21 protein-coding genes are annotated in these 24,394 nt (G+C 69.1%); 11 read left to right on the top strand and 10 right to left on the bottom strand.

Annotated elements, in window-relative coordinates:
- Positions 1–10: 10 nt before the first annotated feature.
- Positions 11–418 carry a pyridoxamine 5'-phosphate oxidase family protein gene (locus FHU34_RS25075; RefSeq protein ID WP_145784693.1) on the bottom strand — a complete coding sequence of 136 codons (408 nt, stop codon included), beginning with the start codon at positions 416–418 and terminating at the stop codon, positions 11–13.
- A 301-nt stretch (positions 419–719) separates the two neighbouring features.
- On the opposite strand from FHU34_RS25075, the gene FHU34_RS25070 reads away from it, so the two are divergent.
- Positions 720–1,934: a cellulose-binding domain-containing protein gene (locus tag FHU34_RS25070; RefSeq protein ID WP_145784691.1), complete on the top strand. Its 1,215-nt coding sequence runs from the start codon at positions 720–722 to the stop codon at positions 1,932–1,934.
- A 327-nt stretch (positions 1,935–2,261) separates the two neighbouring features.
- Here the strand turns inward: FHU34_RS25070 and FHU34_RS25065 are convergent, their stop codons facing one another.
- A complete protein-coding gene (locus FHU34_RS25065; protein ID WP_145784681.1) occupies positions 2,262–2,852 on the bottom strand; it encodes a DinB family protein in 591 nt (196 codons plus the stop codon).
- 100 nt (positions 2,853–2,952) lie between these two features.
- Between FHU34_RS25065 and FHU34_RS25060 the strand changes: the two genes are divergently transcribed.
- The gene (locus tag FHU34_RS25060) at positions 2,953–3,672 is read left to right on the top strand and encodes a VOC family protein (protein ID WP_208745073.1); all 720 of its coding nucleotides are present in this window, start codon (positions 2,953–2,955) and stop codon (positions 3,670–3,672) included.
- 14 nt (positions 3,673–3,686) lie between these two features.
- Here FHU34_RS25060 and FHU34_RS25055 read toward each other — a convergent pair whose 3' ends face one another.
- A complete protein-coding gene (locus FHU34_RS25055; protein WP_145784677.1) occupies positions 3,687–4,295 on the bottom strand; it encodes a class I SAM-dependent methyltransferase in 609 nt (202 codons plus the stop codon).
- 31 nt (positions 4,296–4,326) lie between these two features.
- The gene (locus FHU34_RS25050; protein WP_145784674.1) at positions 4,327–4,905 is read right to left on the bottom strand and encodes a VanZ family protein; all 579 of its coding nucleotides are present in this window, start codon (positions 4,903–4,905) and stop codon (positions 4,327–4,329) included.
- 106 nt (positions 4,906–5,011) lie between these two features.
- On the opposite strand from FHU34_RS25050, the gene FHU34_RS25045 reads away from it, so the two are divergent.
- The 3 genes from FHU34_RS25045 to FHU34_RS25035 all read left to right on the top strand — a co-directional run bounded on the left by FHU34_RS25045 (position 5,012) and on the right by FHU34_RS25035 (position 6,971).
- On the top strand, positions 5,012–5,230 hold the full coding sequence (locus tag FHU34_RS25045) for a hypothetical protein (RefSeq protein WP_145784671.1): 219 nt from the start codon (positions 5,012–5,014) through the stop codon (positions 5,228–5,230).
- Between the two features lie 22 nt (positions 5,231–5,252).
- Entirely contained in the window at positions 5,253–5,837 is a 585-nt protein-coding gene (locus FHU34_RS25040) for an alpha/beta fold hydrolase (RefSeq protein ID WP_145784669.1), read from the top strand.
- 120 nt (positions 5,838–5,957) lie between these two features.
- The gene (locus FHU34_RS25035) at positions 5,958–6,971 is read left to right on the top strand and encodes a LacI family DNA-binding transcriptional regulator (protein ID WP_145784667.1); all 1,014 of its coding nucleotides are present in this window, start codon (positions 5,958–5,960) and stop codon (positions 6,969–6,971) included.
- Positions 6,972–6,980: 9 nt separating this feature from the next.
- Here the strand turns inward: FHU34_RS25035 and FHU34_RS25030 are convergent, their stop codons facing one another.
- The 4 genes from FHU34_RS25030 to FHU34_RS25015 are packed head-to-tail and all read right to left on the bottom strand — an operon-like array spanning position 6,981 to position 11,774.
- Positions 6,981–8,693: an amylo-alpha-1,6-glucosidase gene (locus FHU34_RS25030; protein WP_145784665.1), complete on the bottom strand. Its 1,713-nt coding sequence runs from the start codon at positions 8,691–8,693 to the stop codon at positions 6,981–6,983.
- Positions 8,694–8,725: 32 nt separating this feature from the next.
- Entirely contained in the window at positions 8,726–9,550 is an 825-nt protein-coding gene (locus FHU34_RS25025) for a carbohydrate ABC transporter permease (RefSeq protein WP_145784663.1), read from the bottom strand.
- Positions 9,547–10,518: a carbohydrate ABC transporter permease gene (locus FHU34_RS25020; RefSeq protein ID WP_167524900.1), complete on the bottom strand. Its 972-nt coding sequence runs from the start codon at positions 10,516–10,518 to the stop codon at positions 9,547–9,549. The genes FHU34_RS25025 and FHU34_RS25020 overlap by 4 nt, the downstream gene beginning before the upstream one ends.
- Before the next feature lie 17 nt (positions 10,519–10,535).
- Positions 10,536–11,774, bottom strand: coding sequence for a sugar ABC transporter substrate-binding protein (locus tag FHU34_RS25015; RefSeq protein WP_145784661.1), 1,239 nt, complete (start codon positions 11,772–11,774; stop codon positions 10,536–10,538).
- 284 nt (positions 11,775–12,058) lie between these two features.
- Here FHU34_RS25015 and FHU34_RS25010 point away from each other — a divergent pair, with 284 nt between their 5' ends.
- A complete protein-coding gene (locus tag FHU34_RS25010) occupies positions 12,059–13,894 on the top strand; it encodes an RICIN domain-containing protein (protein ID WP_145784658.1) in 1,836 nt (611 codons plus the stop codon).
- Between the two features lie 245 nt (positions 13,895–14,139).
- Positions 14,140–15,660 carry an arabinofuranosidase catalytic domain-containing protein gene (locus FHU34_RS25005; RefSeq protein WP_244311822.1) on the top strand — a complete coding sequence of 507 codons (1,521 nt, stop codon included), beginning with the start codon at positions 14,140–14,142 and terminating at the stop codon, positions 15,658–15,660.
- 82 nt (positions 15,661–15,742) lie between these two features.
- Here FHU34_RS25005 and FHU34_RS25000 read toward each other — a convergent pair whose 3' ends face one another.
- Positions 15,743–17,092, bottom strand: coding sequence for an extracellular catalytic domain type 1 short-chain-length polyhydroxyalkanoate depolymerase (locus FHU34_RS25000; RefSeq protein ID WP_145784656.1), 1,350 nt, complete (start codon positions 17,090–17,092; stop codon positions 15,743–15,745).
- A 269-nt stretch (positions 17,093–17,361) separates the two neighbouring features.
- Here FHU34_RS25000 and FHU34_RS24995 point away from each other — a divergent pair, with 269 nt between their 5' ends.
- From FHU34_RS24995 to FHU34_RS24985, 3 genes are all read left to right on the top strand, one after another.
- On the top strand, positions 17,362–18,360 hold the full coding sequence (locus FHU34_RS24995; RefSeq protein ID WP_145784653.1) for a PaaX family transcriptional regulator: 999 nt from the start codon (positions 17,362–17,364) through the stop codon (positions 18,358–18,360).
- Between the two features lie 432 nt (positions 18,361–18,792).
- Positions 18,793–20,259, top strand: a complete 1,467-nt coding sequence (locus tag FHU34_RS24990; RefSeq protein WP_145784651.1) for an endo-1,4-beta-xylanase — start codon at positions 18,793–18,795, stop codon at positions 20,257–20,259.
- A 489-nt stretch (positions 20,260–20,748) separates the two neighbouring features.
- On the top strand, positions 20,749–22,137 hold the full coding sequence (locus FHU34_RS24985) for an RICIN domain-containing protein (protein WP_145784648.1): 1,389 nt from the start codon (positions 20,749–20,751) through the stop codon (positions 22,135–22,137).
- Positions 22,138–22,213: 76 nt separating this feature from the next.
- On the opposite strand, the gene FHU34_RS24980 is transcribed toward FHU34_RS24985, so the two are convergent.
- Positions 22,214–22,984, bottom strand: a complete 771-nt coding sequence (locus tag FHU34_RS24980) for a FadR/GntR family transcriptional regulator (protein ID WP_145784646.1) — start codon at positions 22,982–22,984, stop codon at positions 22,214–22,216.
- Between the two features lie 145 nt (positions 22,985–23,129).
- Between FHU34_RS24980 and FHU34_RS24975 the strand changes: the two genes are divergently transcribed.
- Positions 23,130–24,392 (top strand): ABC transporter substrate-binding protein, encoded by a 1,263-nt coding sequence (locus tag FHU34_RS24975; protein WP_145784644.1) that lies wholly within the window; start codon positions 23,130–23,132, stop codon positions 24,390–24,392.
- Positions 24,393–24,394: the final 2 nt, after the last annotated feature.

Below are 24,394 nucleotides of genomic sequence, written 5' to 3'. Positions count from 1 at the left end.
GGGACGCGGCCTATTGCGCCGTGCCGGCGAGCAGCCACCGCCGGACGGGGATCTCCAGCAGCACGCGCTCGCCTCCCGGGCTGACCTGCCTGCCGACGTCCCATCCGTCGTACTTGCCGGCGAACGCTTCCACGACCGTGTTCGGGAATCCGTCTCGGTGCACCCGGGCGGTGCCTTCTGCCACCACGGGGGCGTTGCCGCCTTCCAGGGCCAGGGACACCCGTGGGTCGGCCGTGACGTTGCGGACCTTGACGCTGCGGCCGTCGCAACCGATCCACCAGGTGCCGGCGACGTAGACGAACCAGACCGGCGTCAGGTGTGGGGAGCCGTCACGCCGCAACGTGCACAGCCAGACGTTCAACTCCCGGGCCAGGCGTGCCTGGACGTCCGTCGGTGGGGTGGCGAGTGGTTCGGTCACCCCACCAGTCGATCACGACCGGAGTCGGTGGGCCAGCGAAGGTCACGATCGAGGCTGCGGACGCTTGATTGAATAGAGGCCTGTGAATAGATTGGGTGCGGGCACCGCCGGGGTCCGGGTGATCGGGCCGCCGGCGGCTGACAGGTCCAACCCCGAGCCGGGCACTTCGGTCGTACGCGCCGACCAGCCGCTGTGGCGCACCGCTGCGCCGCACCCACGGTGCGTTGCCGCGTCGCGTCCGTCCAGGACGCGCACTGCCGCGCCGCCTTTCCCACAGCTCGATGGCAGAAGGACCTCTCTCATGACGATTCTCCGCGCCCGCCCCGCCCTGACCCTCGCGGTCGTCGCCGGGCTGGCCGCCGCCGTGACCGTGACCGGTTCGGCAGTGTTCACCGGTCCGGCGACGGCCGCCCAGGGCTGCCGGGTCGACTACACGCCCAACCAGTGGCCTGGCGGATTCACCGCCACGGTCAAGATCGCCCCGGGGGACACGGCCGTCTCCAGTTGGACCGCCACCTGGACGTACGCCGGGGACGAGCGCGTCACGAACGGCTGGAACGCCACGGTCAGCCAGTCCGGGTCGACGGTGACCGCCCGCAGCCTGTCGTACAACGGCAGCATCCCGGCCGGTGGCTCGACCGAGTTCGGTGTGCAGGGCACGTACGGCTCCAGCGGCGGCGCGCCGACCGGCTTCACACTGAACGGCGTACCGTGCAACGGCGCCACACCACCCCCGACCACGCCGCCGCCGACGACACCACCCCCGACCACACCACCTCCGACGACGCCGCCCCCGACCACGCCGCCTCCGACGACGCCGCCTCCGGTCGGCTGTGCCGGCGCTGTGCTCTGTGACGGCTTCGAGAACCAGACCGGGTCGACGCCGTCCGGCGACTGGGCCGTGGTGAGCCCGGACTGCTCCGGCACCGGCACGGCCACCATCGACACGGCTACCACGCACAGCGGCAGCCGCGCGGTGCGGATCAACGGCGCGGCGGGCTACTGCAACCACGTCTTCGTCAGGTCCACGAAGAACCTCGGCAGCGTGGGCAGTGTCCGGTACGGCCGGATGTGGATGCGACACACCACCGCCCAGCCCACCGAGCACACCACGATGGTGGCGATGGCGGACTCCGCCGACGGCAACAAGGATCTGCGGCTGGGCGGCCAGAACGGCGCGTTGCAGTGGAACCGCGCGTCCGACGACGCGACCCTGCCCGAGCAGAGCCCCGCCGGGGTGGCACAGAGCCTGCCGCTACCCACCAACCGGTGGGTGTGCGTGGAGTTCATGGTGGACGGCTCGGCCGGTCAGCTCCGTACCTGGGTGGACGGCACCGCCGTCACCGGGCTGACCGCGGACGGCACACCGACGCACGACATCGACGGCCAGTGGTACAACCGCACCTGGCGTCCGCAGCTCACCGACCTGAAGCTGGGCTGGGAGAGTTACGGCGGAGGAGCCGACACCCTCTGGTACGACGACGTCGCGCTCGGGTCCAGCCGCATCGGCTGCTGACCCTCCGCCTCGCACGCTGCTGGGTTCGCCGCCGCTCTGGTGCTGCCCACCGGGTCGATGTGCTGTTGAGCGGTATACCTCAGAGTCATATTCATACCTCTGAGGTATACCGCCCACTACCGCATCCGCCCAGGACGGAGGTGACCGACGGTCACCGCCGGCCGCTGACTGTGCCCACAGCCGCAGCCAGGCTGCCGTCTCGGCGAGGAACCGTGGGTCGTCGTGAGGTGGCTCAAGTGCGAGCGGGTCAGCGTCGTCCGCGATCACCTCGTGGCCGTGCTGGCGGCCGGCACCCAGGGCGCCCGCGACGAGTGGACCAGGTCCGGCTCAGCCGAAGCGGTCCGCCAGCTTCGTCAGCCTGGTGACGTACGCCGGCCAGTCGTAGCCGTCCGGGATGTTGCTGCTGTTCTGCCGTACGCCGATCGCCGCGTCGTGCTGCTCGCGCATGATGTCCATGTGACCCGCGTGGCGGGCGAGGTCGCACGTCACGTGGGTGATGATCCGGTGCAACGTCACGGCCTGTGCGCCAGGCCGCCACCACGACACCAGCCCTGGCGCGTCGAGTGGGAGCTCTTCGATCGTCTGGTCGGCGAACACACCGACCCGGCGATACGTGTCGATGAGGCCGTCCTTCGTCTCGTCGTCGCGCGCGTACCAGTCTGCCTGCGGGTCGTCGTCGAACGCCGCCAAGGGCACGAGCTCCTCGGGCGTCGGGAACTCGCGCCCGAAGGTAGGCCCGAAGTAGAGGGCTTCGACGTTGAGGCAGTGCTTGAGGGCACCCAGCAGATTGTTGCCGGTCGCGGTGCGGGGCAGTCGGGCGTCGCGTTCGCTCAGCCCGTCCAGCTTCCAGATCAGGTCTTCGCGAGTCTCCCGTAGGTAGAGGTGCAGCGCAGCCTTCACATCGCCCAGGTCAACCATGCCGGCCAGTCTTCCCTATGGCACACCAGGTCCGCAGGCCGGTGATCACCGACTCGTTAATGCGGTGGTGTGGTGCCAGAGCGCTGCCTATTGTCCGATGATGCGTACGCAGCTTCTGGCCGTCACCTACGAAGCCCTCGACCCGTTCCGTGCGGCGCGGTTCTGGGCCGCTCTGCTGAATCGGGACGTCATCGAGGATGCCGGCGGCGTGCTCCTGCCCGGCGACGAGACCCAGCTCGGTCTCCGGTTCGTGTCGGGCCGCCCGGGCCAACTCGCCGTGAACCGGATGCACCTGCACCTGACCAGCGCCGATGTCGACGAGCAGCAGCACACGATCGCGACGGCGCTGAAGCTGGGTGGCGACCACCTCGACGTCGGGCAGCTGCCCGAGGAGGGGCACACCGTTCTGGCCGACCCGGCGGGTTACGCGTTCTGCGTGATCGAGCCCGGCAACGCGTACCTCGCCGGCACCGGCTTCCTCGGTGAGCTGACCTGTGAGGGCACCCGGGAGGTTGGCCTGTTCTGGAGCAGGGCGCTGGGTTGGCCGCTGGTGTGGGACCAGGACGAGGAGACGGCGATCCAGTCACCGCACGGCGGCACCAAGATCGCCTGGGGTGGCCCGCCCGTGGCGCCGAAGAACGAGCCGAACCGGGAACGCCTCGAGCTGGTCCCGGCTGCCGACGACCAGCAGGCGGCGGTCGACGAGTTGGTCTCCCTCGGTGCCACCCGACTCGACGTCGCCGAGGACGGCGCGGTCGTGCTGGCAGATCCGGACGGTAACGAGTTCCGCGTGCGGGGTGCCGGTCACCGCCCTGCGTGACAGCGGGTCTGGGCTCAACTGTCTCCCGCGACTGCCGCGAAGGCGGTATGCGGGCGACGGTCGCCCTCCCTGGGCCGTCGGAGGCGTTCGACCTCCACGAAACCGGCGCGGGTGAGTCGTTCGCTGATCTCGTCGACGGGCCAGCGGTAGGCGGTCACGACCTTGTGGTCAAAGGGGCCGACCTCGTCGTGGTCGAACATGCCGAGCACCAACGGTCCGCCCGGGGCCAACGCGCGCCGGAACTCGGCGAGCACCCCGTCGAGTTCCTCGGGCGGCAGGTGGATCAACGAGTACCAGGCGAGGATGCCGTCGACCGAGCCGGCGACGACGTCGAGACTCTCCAGCGATCCGCTGTGAAACTCGACGTCCGGGTGGGCCACCCGCGCGTGGGTGAGGAACTCGGGGACCAGGTCGATTCCCGTCGCGTTGACACCCAGCGAGTGGAGGTAGCCGGTGAGATGGCCGGGGCCGCAGCCCAGGTCGAGCACCGGGCCCGTCCGGGTTGCCAGGTGTCGCCCGATGAAGGCGAGGTCGTCAGGGTCCACCTGCTCGCGCGTGCCGAACAGCCCGATGTACAGATCCGCGACGGAGGCGTACGCCTGCCGAACCTTGTCCCTGTCCACGCCGGCACTATACGAGTCACGCACCGCCTGCTCAGTGTGCCGGGGCCGGTCGGGGTGGTCGATCGGGCGCCGCTGCGGGCCACCAGCGCCGCGACGCCAGCGCGGCCAGCCCCGCCCCGGCGGCGTTGAGCAGCACGTCGTCCACTGACGACACCCGGTCCAGCCGCAGCACGTACTGGGCGGCCTCGACCAGGACCGAACAGGCCGCCGCGAGCAGGAGGATCCGCGGCACCGACGCCAGCGCCGCGAACCGCAGCGGGGCGAAGAAACCCAGCGCCGCGAACACCAGCAGGTTGCCGACCACCTGGACCGTCGCGGTGAGCGGGCCGCCGTCGGCGACGATCGTGAGCAGGTCCCGCAGGGGCACCAGGCTCACCCGGCCGGGGACGACGCCGGCCTGGTCACCCGGCAGCATGATCATCCAGACCCACGGCACCGTGCCGTAGACGATGCCGACCTCGGCCAGCGACATCCGCAACGCCATGCTTCCGGTGGCTCGGCGACGGCGGGCCAGCGCCCACACCACCAGCGCGGCCAACGGCAGTACGGCCATCGTGATGAGGACGACGCCGTTGAACGTACCGAGCCAGCCGTGCCACCCCTTGACCATGCGGATCCCCTTCCCCGACTGGTGAAAGCTACCGGCCCTCGGTCGACATGCGGGCACCGCGCCGGTGAGCCGTTTGCGGGCCCCGCGCGTCGGGCAGAGAAACACCATGACGAATGAACGGGGCAGAGCTGTCGGCGGCTACTTCCTGCGACTTCTCGGTGGTGTGCTGGTCATCCTCGGCATACTGGGGCTCTTCAGCAGTCTGGCCGAGGGCAATCCGGTGGGGCTGATCATCGCCGGCGTCTTCGTCGTCGGCGGAGCGGTCCTGCTCAAGCGTTCCGGCGGGGCCCGCCGACCGGCCTCCACGACACCGGGTACGCGCTGACACCAACGCGGGGAGGATCGTCATGCCGGGACGTACGCAGGTCCTGTTGATCCAGGGCGGCGGTGCCGGCGTGCACGACGACTGGGACGACAAGCTGTTCGACAGCCTGAGTCGGGAGCTCGGGGACGCCTACGAGGTCCGCTACCCGCGTATGCCCGACGAGGACGACCCCGGTTACGCCTCCTGGAGCGTCGTCATCCGGCGGGAGATCGCCGCCCTGGACGACGGGGCGGTGGTCGTGGGCCACTCGGTGGGCGGGACGATCCTCGTCAACATGCTCGCCGAGCGGCCCCCGGAGCGGCGACTCGGCGCGATCGTGCTGGTCGCCGCCCCATTCGTCGGTGCGGGCGGCTGGCCCGGTGGTGAGTTCGAGGCGCCGTACGACCTCGGCGCGAGGCTGCCGCGCGACGTGCCGGTGCACGTCTTCCACGGGCTCCGGGACGAGACCGCTCCACCGTCGCACGCCGACCTGTACGCCGGTGTCATCCCGCAGGCGCGGCTGCACCGACTGCCCGGACGCGACCACCAGCTGAACAACGACCTGAGCGAGGTGGCGACTGTCATCGGGCGCGACGCCCCCGGGGCGACCGACCGGCGTGGTCGCTGACGGCGGCCGATCCCGCCTCAGCCGACCGGCTCGACAGGTGGCGAGCTCACCGTGGATATGCTCGTCGGCAGAGCCTGGTGTGCCCCGCTGTCGGGGCAGGAGCTGATTCGAGGGCGGTCCATGAACATCGGCGAGATCGCCCGCCGGGCGGGAGTGTCCCGCAGCACTGTGTCGTACGTGCTGAGCGGGAAACGGGCCGTGTCGGAGGCGACCCGGCAGCGGATCCAGGCGGTCATCGACGAGCTGGACTACCGGCCGAACGCCAGCGCTCGGGCGTTGAAGGAGGGCCGCACCCGCACCCTGGGGTTGGTGATCCCGCCCGCGAGTCAACGGCTGACCGACATGCAGTTGGGCTTCGTCGCGAGTGTCGTCGAGGCGGCTGCCCGCCACGACCTCGACGTGCTGCTGTCCCCGTCCGGTGGCGACCACGACCGGTCGTTCGAGCGGATCGTCACCGGGCGTCGGGTCGACGGGGTGATCCTGATGGAGATCCGACTGGAGGACGACCGGGTGACCCGGTTGTCCAAGGCCGGGCTGCCGTTCGTCACGATCGGTCGGACGGCCGAGCCGCACGGTATGAGCTGGATCGACATCGACTACGCCGGCCTGATCGCCAGGTGCGTGCACCACCTGGCCGATCTGGGGCACCGGCAGGTGGCACTGGTGAACCGTTCCGCCGAGTTGGTGGCCGCGGGTTACGGCCCCAGCCACCGTGCGCTGGCCGGTTTCCGGGCGGCTGCGGCGGAACGCGGCCTGACCGGTGTCGAGGTCTGCTGCGGCGACGACAGCGCCTCCGGTGAGGCGTGCGTCGAACAGCTGCTCGCGACGCATCCGGACGTGACCGCGGTGGCGACCATCAACGAGGCCGCGCTGCCCGGAATGCAGCGTGCGTTGACCAGCGCCGGGATGTCGGTGCCGGGCGACTTCTCGGTCACCGGGGTCGCCGCCCAGCACTGGGCGGAGGATTTCCGTCCCCCGTTGACCGCCGCCGACGTGCCGATGGTCGAGATGGGTGCCGAGGCGGTGTCGCTGCTGTTGGAGACCATCGCCGAGCGCGGCGCCGTGCCACGGCACCGCCTCTACACCCCGCCCATCTCGTTGCGGTCCAGCACCGGGCCGGTTCCGGCCCGCTGAGTCCGCCCCCTACCCGCCGGTGTCACGCCGTTGCTCCTGGGCGGCCGCCAGGATGAGGTAGCTGCTGGCCGTCCAGGTGTACGCGCGGTCGCGGAGCCCGGCCCCGGTCTCGGCGTCGAAGTTCTCCGCGAACCCGGACTTCTCACACAGGGCGAGGAACCGTCGACTGATCTCGTCGGCGATCCTGGTCTGCCCGGCCCGCCGCAGGCCGTCCTCGACCAGGACGGTGGAGGGTGCCCAGATCGGGCCACGCCAGTAGCCGTCGGCGAGGTAGTGGGCCGAGTCGGTCGGTTCGGTGGCCAGCCCGTGCGTGGTCAGGTGCTTTTCGGCGCCTCGCGCCAGGGCGGCGGCGACCGGCGCGGGCAGGTCGGCGCCGAGGGCGATGGGCATCAGGTCGAGCAGGCTGCGGCTCGCCCGCCGGTGACCGGTGTGCGGGCTGCGGGCCAGGAACCGTTCGCCGTCCCACAGGTCGTGCAGCATGGCCGCGCAGATCCGGTCGGCCTCCCGGGACCACTGCTCGGTGGGCTCGCCCAGTTCGGCGGCGAGGTCGGCCAGGCAGCGGAGCTGCGAGACCAGGAACGCGGCGAGGTCGGCCGTCTGGAGGACCCGGTCGCCGTCGAAGGTGGTCGCGTTGTCCCAGCCGCTGTCGTTGCCGTGCTGGTAGTGGGGCAGGTCCTGACCGGGCGCTCGACGTGCGTCGAGCCAGAACCGGGTCCAGCGGGCCAGCCGGTCGTACGTCTCGGCCAGCGCCGCCCGGTCCGGCGGCTGGGGGAGGAGTCGACGCAGGTGTCGCATCGCCCAGCCGTGGATGGGGGGCTTGACGTAGTTGTGCAGGACCTCGGAGTGGGTGACCGAGTCGGGTAGTGCGCCGGCCTCGTCCTGATGGTCGAAGGGCAGGTGGAACTGGTGCCAGGCCAGTTCCGGTTCGCCGGCGGCCAGGGCGATCGCGTTGAAGCAGTGGTCCCAGCTCCACACCTTGTCCATCCAGTGCTTGGACATCAGGACGGCTGGGCGGGTGACGAAGCCCGCCGGGGCGACGGTCGCCGACCACAGGACGTACGCGGCCAGTTCGGCGGCCGGCGTGTCCGGGCCACGCCACGGCGCGATCGCGTCGACGAAAGCGGTGAACTCCGCCGCCCGGTCGCGGCACAACTGCTCGAACGGAACGGACCCGTCGTACCGGCGGCGGGCTGTCGCGTACTCCTCGATCGCGATTTCCCACTGGCCGTCGGCGGGGAGGTCCACTGACCGGTCGGCGGTGCCGAGCGCCTCCACGCCGTCGGTCCGCTGAAGGGTGCCGGAGAGCACCGTGACCCGGTAGCGGCGACCGGTCTCGTACGAGGTGAAGACGTGTGACCCGTCGAGTGGATCGAGGTACAGGTAGGTGCCGCTGAACGGGGTCAGGGTGCCGGCTGCCGCGGCCACCCGCAGACCGAGCCGTCGGCCCCGGATCCGCAGGGTGTCCGGCCCGTCGTAGACGGCCTCGATTCGGTCGGCGCCGTTGCGCCAGGTCAGCAGCGTGGGTGTGGCGACGATGGTGGTGTCGGCGACGGTGGGGGCGAGACGTAGGACGGGGTGCAGCCCGGTCTGGTGCGAGACCAGGTGCAGATCGTCGGCGTACGTCTTCTCGGCTACCACCGGGGAGATGTTGAACCAGGATCCTCGGTAGCTGAACGGGATGTCCTGGATGGAGAACTCCGGACCGGACGGGGCGACGGTCATGGGTGGCGGGTGCCTTTCTGTGGTGCGGGTGGTCAGTCCTTGACGGCGCCGGCGGTCACGCCCATCGAGACGTAGCGCTGGGCCAGGACCAGCAGCACGGCGGCGGGGATGGAGGCGACGACAGCGGTGGCCATGATGGCGTTCCACTGTTGGTTGTTGTTGCCGATGTAGTGGTAGATGCCGAGGGTGATCGGCTGGTGGTCGCCGCCACCGGTGAGGGTCGAGGCGAAGATGAAGTCCGACCAGGACCACAGGAACGCGAACAGCGACACCGTGACGATCGAGTTGCGGCTGACCGGCAGGACGACGGACCAGAAGGTCCGTAGCCGGCTGGCGCCGTCGACCACTGCGGCCTGGAGCAACTCGTCGGGGATGCCGGACATGAAGGCCGTGAAGATCAGGACGGCGAACGGCACCGCGAGTGTCGTGTCGGCCAGGATCAGCCCGGGCAGTGTGTTCAGGACGCCGAGGCTGAGGTAGATGGCGTAGAAGCCCATCGCCATGATGATTCCCGGGATCATCTGGGCGATCAGCAGCACGAAGCTCAGCGCCGGGCCACCGGGTGGTCGGAGCTTCGCCAGCGCGTACCCGGCGGGGGCGGCCAGCGCCACGGTCAGCGCGACGGTGCCGAGGCCGACCAGGAAGCTGGTGCCGAGGTATGGCAGCTGTTGGTCGAGCACCGCCCGGTAGCCGTCCAGCGTGCCGTTGGTGGGGATCAGGTGCGGGGGACTGGCCCGCATGTCCTGGTCCCGCGTGAACGACACGTTGATCATCCAGTAGACGGGGAAGAGCATCAGCCCGGTCAGCACCAGGCCGACGCCGGTCTTCCACCAGGCCCGCGGCGTGGAGGTGGTCATCGCAGGTGCTGCCTTCGCTCGATTCGGATGTAGACGAGCCCGGCGATCAGGGCCATCACGATGAGCAGGTTGCCGACGGCCGCGCCCGGTCCGAACTCGGGCAGCAGGTTGCCGAAGCCGAGCCGGTACGACCAGGTGGCGAGCGTCGCGGACGAGCCGGTCGGTCCGCCCTTGGTCATGATCCAGATGATGTCGAAGACCTTCAGGGTGTAGATCAACCCGAGCAGCAGCGTGATCGCGGAGACAGGGCGCAGCAACGGGAACGTGATCGACCAGAACCGTTGCCACCCCGTCGCGCCGTCGAGAGCGGACGCCTCGTACACCTCGGCCGGGATCGCCTGTAGGCCGCTGTAGAGCACCACCAGGTTGAACGGGATGCCGATCCAGATGTTCGCGATGATCACCGAGGTGAGCGACCAGCCCGGCGAGGTGAGCCAGTTGACGGGGTCGACGCCCACCACCCCGAGTGCGGAGTTGACCAGGCCCGAGTCGCTGTTGAGCAGCCACGACCAGGTCGACGCCGAGACGATCAACGGCAGCAGCCACGGTACGAGGAACAGCGCGCGCAGTGTGCGCGACAGCGGGAAGTGCTGGTGGAAGAAGAGCGCGAGGGCCATGCCGATGCTGAACTGGAAGGCGAGCGACGCGCCGGTGAAGACCACCGTGTGCGTCAGCGTCGGCACGAAGGCCGGATCGGTCAGCACCGTCCGGTAGTTGTCCAGACCGGCGAAGGGCGCGCCGCCCTGCACGAACGAACGGACGGTGTACTCCCGCAGGCTCAACTCGATGTTGCGGTAGAGCGGGTACGCGTAGAAGGCCGCCAGGTAGAGGGTCACGGGTGCCAGGAAGCCCCAGGCCAGCCACCGGCGCGGCCGGCGAACTCGGGGCGGGGGAGACCCGGGTGGGGCGGTGGTCGCCGCCTCACCCGGGCCCCGTACGTCGGTGGAGGTCTCTGTCGTTTGGGCCATGGGGTCGCTTCGACGCCTTACCTGTTCGTGGCCGCGGCCTGCGCTGCGGTCAGCGCCTCTTGCGGAGACTTCCCGCCGCTGAGGGCCGCCTGCACCGCGGTCCACAGCGACTCGGAGATCTTCGGGTACTTCGTGCCGAGGTTGTCGCCGGTGCGGCCCTTGGCTGCCCGAACCGCCTCGACCCAGACCTTGAGCTTGGGGTCCGCGGTCGCCTGTCGGTCCTGAACGGCGGCGACGGGTGCGACGTAGGAGAGCGTGGTGTCGGTGGTGAGGAGGTTGTCGGCGCTGGTCAGGCAGGTGACGAGCTTCTGCGACGTGTCGTACCGTCCGGTGTTCTTCTGCACCGGGATGGAGACGAACTCACCGCCGGTGGGTGCCGGTGCGGGCCCGCCCGCGCTGGCCGGGATCGCGATGGTGCCGTACGCGAAGCCGAGCTTCTCCGCGTTGGCGAGCTGCCAGGTGCCGTTCTCGGCGAAGGCGTAGTCGCCGGAGGCGAACTCCTGCCAACTCGTGGTCTGGGTGTTGTTGATGACTGAGTTCGGAGCGTGGCCCTGCTTGAGCCAGTCCGTCCAGAGGGTGAGCGCGGCCACCGCCTGCGGGGAGTCCAGACCGGTCAGTTGGGCGCCGGAGCCCCAGAACCAGGGCAGGAACTGGAAGCTGCCCTCCTCGGTGCCGATCGCGGAGAAGGTGATGCCCTTCTTCCCCTTGGCCTTGACCTTGCCCAGCGCCTCGTTCAGCGACGTCCAGTCCTTGACGGCGGTGGGGTCGACACCGGCGGCGGTGAGTACGTCCTTGTTGTAGTAGAGGGCGAGGGTGTTCGCGCCGATCGGCACCCCGTACGTCTTGCCCTCGCTCTGTCCCGCGCCGAGCAGGTTCTTCTCCATGGACGAGACGTCCAGCTTGTTGTCGTCGGTGGTGGTGAGCGCGCCGGCCTCGGCCAGTGTCGAGATGACCGGGTTGTCGACGATCAGCACGTCCGGCGAGTTGCCCTGCTGGGCGGCGAGCAGCGCCTTGTTGGTCAGGTCGGTGGTGTCGTAGCCGGTCCGCTCGACGGTCACGCCCGCCGAGGTGCCGCACTTCTTGAGGAGCGCGACCCACTCGGAGTCGTCGGCGAACTGTGGATAGGGGTCCCAGACGAGGTAGGCGCCGCCGTCGGCGGACTTGTCCGAGGACGACGAGCAGGCGCTGCCGGCCGCTGCGGCGAGGGCTATCACGGCGACGGCGGCCAGGCGCTGCCGACGACTGAGTCCGGTCATGTGGTGCCTCACTTCAAGTCGATCGTCAGGGTGGGTGGTGTGACAGTCGCGGGCCGAGCGGAGCCCGACCATGAGGCGAATCGATTCGACGAATCGGTTCGCACGAAGATAAGACGGTCCGGAAGCGGTGGTCAAGAGATTGACGGCCGAGCGCGGAAACATGGTCTTCATCCGGCTGTCAATTCATTGACACGGTTCAGTGCCCGGTCCTACGATCCGTGCGAATCGATTCGCAAGTGCTGCCCTCCGGAGAGCGTCCCCCACGCCCCACCAAGGAGCCGCCCGTGAAAACCCCGTCCCGCGGCAGGTCAGGACGAGCCGGTGCGATCGTCGCCCGACTCGTGGTCGGCCTGCTCGCCGCCACGACCGCCGTCGCCGTCGCCCCGTCCCCCGCCCAGGCCGCCGACGAGTCGATCAGTGTCAACTTCTCCTCGACCAGCGGTGCGCCGACCTATCGCGCCTCCGGCTGGATCTACGGCATGACCGAGAACGCCAGCGGTCCGGCCGACCACTTCTACCGGGACGTCAAGTTCCAGTACATGCGTGCCGGCGGCGCGCAGCTTCCGGGGAGCGGCTGGGTCGGCGGGACCTACGACCGCCGCTGGAACTCCACACTCGCCCAGGCGCGTCGCACCAACGCCCTCGGTGGGCAGTTCATCATCCTGCCGCACGACCTGTGGGGTGCCGACGGCGCCGGGATCTCCCGCTTCCCCGGTGACAACGGCAACTGGACCGACTACGACAACTTCCTGACCCGCCTGATCGGCGACGTCCGGGCGTCCGGGCTGTCGGTGCAGTGGGACATCTGGAACGAACCCAACATCACCATCTTCTGGAACCGCCCGATCTCCCAGTACCTCGAACTGTGGCGCCGCACCTACCAGCGCATCCGGGCGGAGTTCCCCAGTCAGCTCATCGTCGGGCCGAGCTGTGCCTGCGTACCGTCGACCACGCACACCTTCTGGAACCAGTACCTGGACTTCGTCCGCTCGACCAACACGGTGCCGGACATCGTCAGCTGGCACTCGTTGCCGGGCGACCCGGTAGCCAACGTCGCGGCCGCCAACGCCACCCTCGACCCGCGCGGCATCGCCCACCCGCGTCCGTACCAGATCAACGAGTACGGTGCCCCCGACGAGCAGAACCCGGCCGACGGTGCCTGGTACATCGCGCGCCTGGAGCGGGCCAGGGCGGACGGGCTCCGGGCGAACTGGGCCAGTGGGGGCAGTCTGCACAACGACCTCGGCAACCTGTTGATCCGTAACTCGGCCGGACAGCACCAGCCCAAGGGTGAGTGGTGGAACTACCGCTTCTACGCCTCCCAGACCGGGCAGATCGTCGGGGTGACGCCGAGCCAGTCGTTCGACGCGTACGCCACGAAGGAGACCGGCTCGGCGAAGGTCCTGGTCGGTGGTGGTCGGACCACCGGGAACCTGACCGTCAACCTGCAACGCCTGGACACGACCAGCGGCATCGTGCAGAACAACCAGGTCCGGGTGCTCACCCAGCGCATCCCGCACAACAACGGCGGTGCCGTGCAGGGGCCGGTCACGGTCTCGAGCAGCGTGGTGAACGTGTCCAACAACAACGCCACGGTGACGCTGCCGTACTCCAACCAGACCGACACCTACACGCTCACACTCCTGCCGCCCTCGGAGGGTGGCTTCCAGTCGGTGGCCGTGGCGCAGCACTCCCAGCAGTGCCTGAACAACGCCGGCCTGAGCACCGCCGACGGCAACGTCCAGCAGCAGAACTACTGCGACGGCGGTGACCAGCAACTCTGGAACTTCCGGCCGGTCGCCGGCGTGGCCAACACGTACACGGTGGTCAACCAGCAGAGCGGGAAGTGCCTCGACGTCAGCGGCGTGTCCACCGCCGACGGTGCGGCGGTGCACCAGTGGACCTGCCTGAACAGCTCCAACCAGCAGTTCGCGCTGCGCAAGGTGACCTACTCGGGTAACGACTCGCATGACTACCAACTCGTCGCCCGGCACAGTGGCAAGTGCGTCGATGTCAACGCGGTCTCCACGGCGGCCGGCGCGCTGGTCCACCAGTGGACCTGCCGAGCGGTCAACCAGGGCAGCCCGTTGAACCAGACGTGGCGGCTCCTGGGGCGGTAGATGTCTCGGGGGAGGTGATGCGCTGGCCGCTCGTCCAGCGGTCAGCGCATCTCCCACCGAGCGTATTCATTGACATCAATGAAACAAAGATCCTACCATTCGTTGCGAATCGATTCGCCGACACCACCCTCGCCCGTGGCGCGTCGACCATCCCCCACCTCCGCGACTCCGAGGAGTACCTCGTGCGAACCCCGTCCCCCGGTGGGCCAGGAACGGCCCTCGATCCCATCCCGAGACGCCGCCGCGTGCGACGTCTGACAGTTCTCGCCGCCGCCCTGGTCGGCGTCCTCGTCGGCTACGGCACCACGCCAACCACCTCACCCTTCGCCGCCGAAGCCGCCGCAGCCGTGTCCGCGGCGATCGAGCCCGGGCAGAGCACCACGATCGTCGGCACCCAGTCCGGTCGCTGCCTGGAGGTGCCGAACTCCAGCACCACCAACGGCACCCAGACCCAACTCTGGGACTGCAACGGCAGCGCCGGCCAGACCTGGACCTGGACGTCGAGCAAACAGCTCACGGTGTACGGCAACAAGTGCCTGGACGCCAACGGCCGGGGCACCACCAACGGCACGCAGGTGATCATCTGGGACTGTAACGGCCAGAACAACCAGCAGTGGAACGTCAACAGCAACGGCACCATCACCGGCGTGCAGTCCGGGCTCTGCGTCGACGCCAACGCCGCCGGCACGGCGAACGGCACCAAGCTCATCCTCTGGGCCTGCAACGGCGGCGCCAACCAGCAGTGGACCTCGCCGAGCACCCCGCCGACGACCCCACCGCCGACTACTCCACCGCCGAGCGGCGCGCGCCCGTGCGACATCTACGCCTCCGGCGGCACGCCGTGCATCGCGGCGCACAGCACAACGCGCGCCCTCTACGCGGCGTACACCGGCAACCTCTACCAGGTGCGTCGCTCGTCGGACAACACGACCCGCAACATCGCGGTGTCCGGCGCCGGCGGCACCGCCGTCGCCGCCACACAGGACTCCTTCTGCTCCGGCACGACCTGCGTGATCACCGTCGTCTTCGACCAGTCCGGGCGCGGTAACGATCTCTGGTACCAGGGCTCCAGCGTCGTTCCGGGCTCGCCGCAGAGCAAGCCGGCGATCGCCACGTCGGAGTCGCTGACCGTGGGCGGGGCGAAGGCGTACTCGCTCTACATCAACCCTGGCAACAGCTACTGGCGCGACGGGCACCTCACCGGAGTGCCGACCGGTGCGGCGCCCGAGGGCATGTACATGGTCACCAGCGGCACCCACGTCAACAGCGGCTGCTGCTTCGACTACGGCAACAGCGAGACGACCAGGAAGGCGGACGCCGCCGGCGCGATGGACGCCATCAACTTCAGCAAGCAGTGCTGGTTCGGCGGCTGCTCCGGCTCCGGCCCCTGGGTGCAGGCGGACCTGGAGTGGGGCCTCTTCCCGGGTGGCAGCCAGACCTGGAACCCGAACCAGCGCGCGTTCACCAGCAAGTTCGTCACCGCGACGCTGAAGAACAACGGCACCACCCGCTTCGCCATCAAGGGCAGCGACGCGCAGTCCGGCAGCCTCTACACGCTGTATGACGGCTCGCTCCCGCCGGGATACAGCCCGATGAAGAAGCAGGGCGCGATCATCCTCGGCAGTGGCGGTGACTGCTGCAAGCCCGACGGTGGCGCGAACCTGAGCGCCGGCACCTTCTACGAGGGGGCCATGGTCGCCGGCTACCCGTCCGACGCGACCGAGAACGCGGTGCAGGCCAGCGTGGTGGGCGCCGGTTACCGCTGACCCGGCGACGCCGGAACGAGTCGTGCGCCGGTCACCACGGAGGTGGTGACCGGCGCACGGTTTCGTCGACGCCGGGCCGGTCTCAGGCGACAGTGCAGGACGCGCCGTTGAGGGTGAACGAGGACGGTCGGGCGTTGTTACCGCTGTGGCTGGCCTGGAAGCCGATGGTCACCGAGCCGTTGACGGGGATGCCCCCGTTGTAGGCGACGTTGCGGGCCGTCACCTGCCCGGAATTGGGCGAGTAGGTGGCGTTCCAGCCCGAGGTGATGGTCTGCCCGCTGGGCAGGGTGAAGACCAGGGACCAGCCGTTGACGGCGCTGGTGCCCGTGTTGGTGATGGTGATGTTCTCGGTCAGGCCGTTGTTCCAGGCGTTGACGGCGACGGTCACCCGGCACGCGCCGTTGGTCGGCGGCGGCGTGGTCGGGGGCGGCGTCGTCGGCGGCGGGGTGGTCGGCGGCGGGGTGGTCGGGGGCGGGGTGGTCGGCGGCGGCGTCGTGGGGTTGGTCAGGCCGAAGAACTGCAGGGCAGCGGCGGCCATACCGCCGGACGGCAGGCTGTGCCCGGCTCCCTGGATGCTGTACGCCTCGACCTGGACGGTGCCGCTGCTGTCGGCGTACCGACGCCGGTTCCAGTTGGCCTGGGGTGTGTCGGTGGAGGTGGGGGTCTGGCTCAGGCCGAACACGTTCGTCCACTGCTCGATCGTCTCCTGCAACAGCGAGTACGGCACGAGGGTGTCGTTGGTGCCGTGCCAGAGCTGCACGCGTGGACGAGGCCCGGAGTAGCCGGGGTACGCCTGGCGCACCGCGTCGCCCCACTGTTGCGGCGTGCGGTTCATGTTCCCGCCGGTGCACTGGCTGCTGCCGGGCGGGTAGTCCGCCGCGTTGGCGAAGCAGTTGAACGGCACGCCCATGAACGCGGCGCCGGCCTTGAACACGTCGGGGTAGAGCGCCAGCATGTGGTTGGTCATCATGCCGCCGGACGAGCTGCCGGTGGCGTAGACCCGGTCCGGGTCGGCCGCGTACTGCTGCTGCACGTACCGGATCATGGAGATGATCGAGACCGGGTCACTGCCCCCACCTCGCCGCTTCGCGGCGTCCGACCAGGTGTCGAAGCAGTTGCCGAAGCCGGCCTGCTGGGTGGCGGACGGGTAGATCACGATGTACCCGTAACGGTCGGCGAGGCTGGCGAACTCGCTCCCGGAGTAGAACCCGGGGCCGGATCCGCCGCAGCCGTGCATGGCCACCACTGTCGCCGGCTTGGCCGGGCGGTTGTCCGGCACGTAGACGTGCATACGCATCCGCCCGGGGTTGTCCCCGAAGCTGGTCACCTCGGTCAGCGACGCCGCGTACGCGGGTCGGAGCGTGGGGACCACCAGGCCGGCCGTCACCAGTGGCACGGCGAGCGCGAGCAGCAGTTTTCTCTTGATTGTCAACGGACGACTCCTTCGATTGCCTGTGCGGCTGGGATTGGTAGCGCGATCCGGTGGCGGGTGCGCCCGGTGCCCGCCTGATCACGCCTGCCCGCTACCTGTGGTTTGCCCTGTCCCTGCCCGACTCCGGGCGGCATTGCATGGCAATTAGTGTTCCCCTCGGACCGACAAGTGTCAATCGAAGTCTTTCTATCGTCGATCGATCCCGGGAGCCGGCAGGGCGGTGATCCGTCTACAGTCGTCACACCGTCCCTGAAGAGCACGGAGCGTCTGTGGCAAGCCCGTTCGACATCGACGAGATCTATCCGGACGACGGAGATCATGAGCTCCGGCTGCCCCGGCGGCAGGCGGGCAACTCACCCCAGGGGGTCGCCGTGACCCTGCTGGCGGACTACACCCTGCGGACCCGTGTCTCGCTCCCGTCCGCCGCCATCGTGGCGTTGCTCGGGGAGACCGGCGTGACGACGGCCGGTGCGCGCACCGCGATCAGCCGGCTGGCCCGCCGCGGCGTGCTGGAGGGCAGTCGACTGGGACGCCGCAGCTCGTACCGGCTCAGCCGCGGTGCGGCCGCAAGCCTCTCTGCCGGAGCCCACTGGATCCTCACCTCCACCACCTCAACGGTGCGATGGGACGGGTGCTGGACGGTCGTCGCGTTCTCGCTGCCACAGGAGTTGAGTGGGCAGCGGCGGGCCCTGCGGGCGCAGCTGCGGTGGCTCGGTTACGCGCCGTTGTATGACGGACTGTGGATCTCGCCGCGTGAACTGAACGCCCCGGCTCGTGCCCGTCTCGACCAGCTCACCCTCGGTGCCGTGACGGTGTTCCGCGGGCGGCAGGCCCCCCTCGGTTCGGCCATCCATCGTGCCCCGATCGAGGCCTGGGACATCGACGCGATCAGCCGGAGCTACGACGCTTTCCTCCGGCGCTGGACGCCGCTGCTGCCCGGGGTGGTGTCCGGGGATGTCGACGGCGCCGCCGCGGTGCGGGCCCGTACCGAGGTCATGGACACCTTCCGGCGGTTCCCCGTACTCGATCCGCAGTTGCCCCTGGAACTCCTACCCGAGGGGTGGCTCCGGCGACCGGCGCAGGAGTTGTTCGCGGCCGTCTACGACGGCCTCGCCGCGCCCGCCGAGCGACATGTCCGGGCGGTCGTCGCCCGGTTCGCCGACGGCACGCAGCCCGGCATCCGGGCGCACACCACCGCCGACATGCTTGCCGGGGTACGCGTCGAGGCGAGCCTGGCGGAGCGGGGGCACGGCGGCGCTGCCGGCTGACGGCAGCCTCGCGGGGCACGGCCGCCCGATCGCTGTGAGCGATAACAGAACCACCCTCAGGCGTGTCCTGGTGTCTCGGCGGGCCGGTTCGTCCGCTGCTTTCGCGGCGGGTGCCGGAGATCCCCGCAGGCGGGCGGTAGTGGGCGATACGGGGTGTTCCGGCGCGTCGGCGTGAACGGCTCGTTTCGTCTTGACGAACGGCATGTTATCGCTCACCCTCGATATCGAGGTTTATCGTTTCGTTGGGTTCACCGGGCGAGCCCTGCGGGTCGTACCTCGAATCCGGCGTCCCCTCCGGGCAGGCGGACGTCACCTCAGGGCTCCCGGCAGTGCCGGCGAACGCCTTCCCCAACCGCGTGCGCCGCACCGGGCGGCCGTCCTGATCGACGTGGCACATCACCACCACCGATGCACCCACTGAAAAGGATCGACATGAAATCACGCAGAACGTTGCTGGCGGCGGCGACCCTCGCCGTCGCCCTCACCACCGGCATGACAGTGGCGCTGACTCCCGCAGCCGGCGCCGGCACGACCTTGAAGGCGGCCGCCGCCGAGAAGGGCCGCTACTTCGGCGCGGCTGTCGCCGTCAACAAGCTGTCGACCAGCGCCTACACGACGATTCTGAACCGTGAGTTCAACAGCGTCGTGGCCGAGAACGAGATGAAGTGGAGCTCGACCGAGCCGCAGCAGAACACCTTCACCTACTCCAGTGGCGACCGCCTGGTCAGCCACGCGCAGGCCAACGGCATGAGCGTGCGGGGTCACACGCTGTTGTGGCACGCGCAGCAGCCGGGCTGGGCGCAGGGCATGTCGGGCAGCGCGTTGCGCAGCGCGATGATCAACCACGTCACCCAGGTCGCCACGCACTACCGGGGGAAGATCTACGCCTGGGATGTGGTGAACGAGGCGTTCGCCGACGGTGGTTCGGGTGGGCGGCGTGACTCGAACATGCAGCGGACCGGCAACGACTGGATCGAGGCGGCGTTCCGGGCCGCGCGGGCGGCGGATCCGGGTGCGAAGTTGTGTTACAACGACTACAACACCGACGGGATCAACGCGAAGTCGACCGGGATCTACAACATGGTGCGGGACTTCAAGTCCCGTGGTGTGCCGATCGACTGTGTAGGGTTCCAGTCGCACCTGGGCACGTCGTTGGCGTCTGACTACCAGGCCAACCTGCAGCGGTTCGCCGATCTCGGTGTGGATGTGCAGATCACCGAGCTGGACGTGATGACCGGCGGCAACCAGGCCAACATCTACGGCGCCGTCACCCGCGCCTGCCTGGCTGTCTCACGGTGCACCGGCATCACCACGTGGGGTGTGCGCGACTGCGACTCGTGGCGTGGTTCGGACAACGCGCTGCTGTTCGACTGCAACGGCAACAAGAAGGCCGCGTACACCGCCGTCCTGGACGCCCTCAACGGCGGCTCGACCCCGCCCACCACGCCCCCGCCGGGCTCCGGCGTGGACACCAGCGCCTGGTACGTGTTGCTGAACCGGAACAGCGGCAAGGCGCTGGACCTGTACGCCTCGGCGACCAACGACGGTGCGCGGATCAGCCAGTGGTCGCGGAACAACGGCGTCAACCAGCAGTGGCAGTTCGTGGACTCGGGGAGCGGCTACTACCGGGTGAAGTCCCGGCACTCCAGCAAGGTCCTCGACGTCAGCGGCTTCTCGACCGCCGACGGCGGCGCGATCGTGCAGTGGTCCGACCTCAACGGCACGAACCAACAGTTCCGGATCGCCAATTCGGCCGACGGATACGTGCGTCTGATCAACCGCAACAGCAGTAAGGCGGTCGAGGTGCAGGGCGCGTCCACGGCGGACGGCGGGAACATCGTCCAGTACGCCGACTGGGGTGGCACCAACCAGCAGTGGCAGCTGGTCCGGATCGGATAGCGACCGGACGAGTCAGGTGACAGGACGGCGGCCCGCCCCCACCCGGGGCGGGCCGCTGCTTGTGCCCGCTGGGGAGGTGCCGCTCGCCCGATCGACGCCACCCCATCGTCCATCGACTGTGAGCGATAACAAGAGCTACGTCAAGTCACTGCTCCGTCGCGGTGCGAAGCTCGCAGAGCTGCTACCAGCGCCCATGCTGCCGGCCGTGGAGAAGCTCGTGAAATCGATGCCAATCGTTTGACGTATGACGTGGTTAACGCTAATTTTCACCCGCGGACCACTGGCTGCCCGGAGCCGGATGGGCACCGCGTACCCGGCGCGGGCCTGTTCCACATTCGGTCCGTGGCCTGGGCCACGGTCGCTCGGCGGCGGCCGCATCTCGTCCGCAAACCCCTCAGACGTGCTGACGCCACCACCAGTCGCCGGCACGCACCCCAGGGCACGCGCGTGCGTTCTGCTCGTGGGTTGCCCCGATCGAAGGAGTGGACCATGAAGGTCATCGGTGAGGCCCGTCCCGCCTCCCCACCACGGCATCGCTGGCGATCAGGCCTGGCCGCGGCTGCGGCCGCGGTCATGGCGGCCAGCGCGCTGGTCGCTGTCAACCAGACGCCCGCGGCGGCTGCCACAGTGGACACCAACGCCTGGTACGTCCTGGTCAACCGCAACAGCGGCAAGGCGCTCGACCTCTACGCCTCGGCCACCAACGACGGTGCGCGGGTCAGTCAGTGGACCCGCAACAACGGTGCCAACCAGCAGTGGCAGTTCGTGGACTCCGGGGGCGGCTACTACCGGGTGAAGTCCCGGCACTCCGGCAAGGTCCTCGACGTCAGCGGCTTCTCGACCGCCGACGGCGGCGCGATCGTGCAGTGGTCCGACCTCAACGGGACCAACCAGCAGTTCCGCCTGGCCGACTCGGACGGCGGCTACGTCCGGCTGATCAGCCGGCACAGCAGCAAGGCAGTGGAGGTGCAGGGCGCCTCCACCGCCGACGGCGGCAACATCGTGCAGTACGCCGACTGGAACGGCACCAACCAGCAGTGGCAGCTCGTCCGCACGGACGGCGGCACCACCCCACCACCGACCGGTGGCAGCGGGTGTGGCAAGGCGCCGGCCCTGTCCAGCGGCACGCACACGATCCAGAGCAACGGCAAGAGCCGGACGTTCACCCTGCGGGTGCCGGCCAACTACAACAACAGCAACCCCTACCGGCTGATCTTCGCGTTCCACTGGCGGGGCGGCACCATGCAGGACGTGTCCTCCGGTGGCACGAGCGGAACGCCGTGGTCCTACTACGGGCAGCAGGAGCAGTCGAACAACAGCGCGATCCTGGTCGCGCCCCAGGGCTTCGGCAACGGTTGGGGCAACTCCGGCGGTGAGGACATCGTCTTCGTCGACGACATGATCAGCCGGATCGAGAGCAGCCTCTGTGTCAACCCGCGGCAGCGGTTCGCCCTCGGCTTCAGCTGGGGCGGCGGCATGAGCTACGCCATCGCCTGCGCCCGCGCCACCGTCTTCCGGGCCGTCGCGGTCATCTCCGGCGGGCAGATCAGTGGGTGCAGTGGCGGGACGCAGCCCATCGCGTACTTCGGGCTGCACGGCATCTCGGACAACGTCCTGAGCATCTCCCAGGGCAGGGCGCTGCGCGACACGTTCGTGCGCAACAACGGGTGCACCGCCCAGAACCCGCCCGAGCCGGGGGCAGGCAGCCGCACCCACATCACCACCACCTACTCGGGCTGCCGGTCCGGGTACCCGGTGCAGTGGGCCGCGTACGACAACGGCCACATGCCCGGCCCGGTGGACGGCACCTACGCCGAGAGTGGCATCACGACCTGGACCAAGGGTGAGATCTGGAGGTTCTTCTCGCAGTTCTCCTGATCCCGGTCGCCGGCGAGGCCGGCGCTGACGTCGGCGGCAGCGTCCGCTCCTGTGCCCGGGAGCGTGGCGCTGCCGCTCAGCGTTGCAGTCGAACCGGCTTGCCTGAACCGCTGCGGCGGACCAGCCAGGCCTCGGTGATGTGGGTGAACATCGCCTCGGCGGCGCCCTCGGAATCGTGGGCGGCGATGCGTTCGTAGATCCGCCGGTGACCCTGGTTCGACGCCACGCACAGCGAGCGCTCGGTGCGGCCCATGTAGCTGGCGGTGTTGATGACCTGGCTCTCCAGGGCGCGTACGACGCCGCGAGCGATGCGGTTGCCGGACGCCTGCATGATCGTGTCGTGGAAGGCCCGGTCGTGTTCGTGGTACGTCACGTGGTCGTCGACCAGGTCGTCCATTCCGTCCACCATCTCGCGCAGGCGGTCGATGGTTTCCGCATCGGCGAGCCGGGCGGCGACGTTCGCCATGTCGGACTCGAGCACCCGTCGGGTCACGACCAGATCATCGAGGATCGCGAGGCTGTCGTCCTCGGCGATGGTTGCCGCGAGGACGAGCTCGTCGAGCATGTCCCACTGTGACGGTGGGGTGACCATGGTGCCGGCGCCCTGGCGGACCTGCACCAGCCCCTTCTCCTGAAGGATCTTGACAGCTTCCCGTACGACGGTCCGGCTCACCGAGAAGGTCTCGCAGAGGATCGGCTCCGGGGGCAGGGACGTTCCCGACGGGTGTACGCCACGGACGATGCGCTGCACGAGTTCGGCGGTGACCGCCCGGGCGAGGTTGGTCGGTCGACGGACCCACGCCGGGGTTGCCGGATTGTTCAGGGCTGTCTCCTGAGCTGGCGTCATGTCCCCTCCGAATGACCCGCCGTGGCACGACGTCCTCGCCAGTCTACGGCCGAGTATTGACGTCACACGTCATACGAGTTACTTTCCGATCAACGATGGCAGACGGCACGGCCGTAGGCCACCCCACTTTCAGAGGTGACAACTCATGAGACAGCGCGCAATATGGTCGGCCGTCTTCGTTGTTGGACTGGCCCTGACCGGCTGTGGAAGTGCTAGCGACTCGGGCTCGTCCAAGAAGTCCGACGGCAAGTTGGTGGTGTGGGACTGGAAGTCCGGCGAGCCGTTCGCCAAATCGTATCTGGACAAGGCGAAGGCCGACTTCAAGAAGAAGCACGCGGACGTCGAGGTCGAGTTCGTCGCGCAGCCCTTCGATCAGTACTACACGTTGCTCGGTGCGGCGATCCAGTCCGGCAAGGGACCGGACGTCATGATGTTCAACGGCGGCGGCCAGATTCGCGACCGGGTGGACGCGCTGGTGCCGATCACCGACTACGTGGCCGAGGACAAGCAGCGGCTGGCCGGCTGGGACGCGTTCACCAAGGACGGCAAGGTCTACGGCGGCCCGGTGACGCTGCAGGGCTACCCGATCTACTACAACAAGGACATCTACCGGAAGGCCGGCCTCGACCCGGCCAGCCCGGCCACCACCTGGGACAAGTTCGTCGCGGACTGCGCCGCCGTCACCAAGGCCGGCTCCAGGTGCTTCGCCCTCGGCAACAAGGAGGGTGTCGGCATCCAGTTCTGGCTCTCCAGCATGGGGTCGGTGACCCTCACCGCCGCTGAGTACGACGCCTGGATCACCGGCAAGCGCGACTGGAACTCGCCCAACGTGAAGCGCGTCTTCGAGCTCTGGAAGGAGACCGGGGCCAAGAAGATGAACACGGACGGGGCCAACTCGACAGCGATGTTCAACGACTCCTTCGCGGCCTTCCAGTCCGGCAAGGCCGCCCACGTCATGGGCCTCATGTCGGACGTCGGGCACTGGAAGTCCTTCAACGAGTTCCTCACCCCGGAGAAGCTCGGCGTCATGAAGCCCCCGATCGTCACCGCTGGCACCACGCCGAGCCTGCCGTACGACGGCGGCATCGGCTACGCGGTCGCCAAGTGGACGAAGGACCCGAAGGTGGCCGCCGACCTGGTGCGCTCCCTGACCTCGGCCGAGGCGTTGAAGGCGTTCTACGCCGACGCCGGCGCGATCGCCGCCGACATCACGATCGACGTGTCGCAGGCCGGCCCGGCTGCCTCCACGATCGTCAGCGAGCTGAAGACCGGCAAGCCGGCTCTGCACGTCGCGCTCTCCTCGAAGACGATCGACCTGATGGGGCGCCTCTCCCAGCAGTTGCTCAGCGGTTCGATCACCGTCGACGAGGTGGTGAAGCAGTTGGCCGCTTCCGACCAGGCGGGCTGACC

Origin of the sequence: Micromonospora taraxaci (assembly GCF_007830095.1) — a bacterium.
Taxonomy (GTDB): domain Bacteria; phylum Actinomycetota; class Actinomycetes; order Mycobacteriales; family Micromonosporaceae; genus Micromonospora; species Micromonospora taraxaci.
Note: the sequence above shows the minus strand (reverse complement) of the source record. Positions and strands in the feature narration are given on the sequence as shown.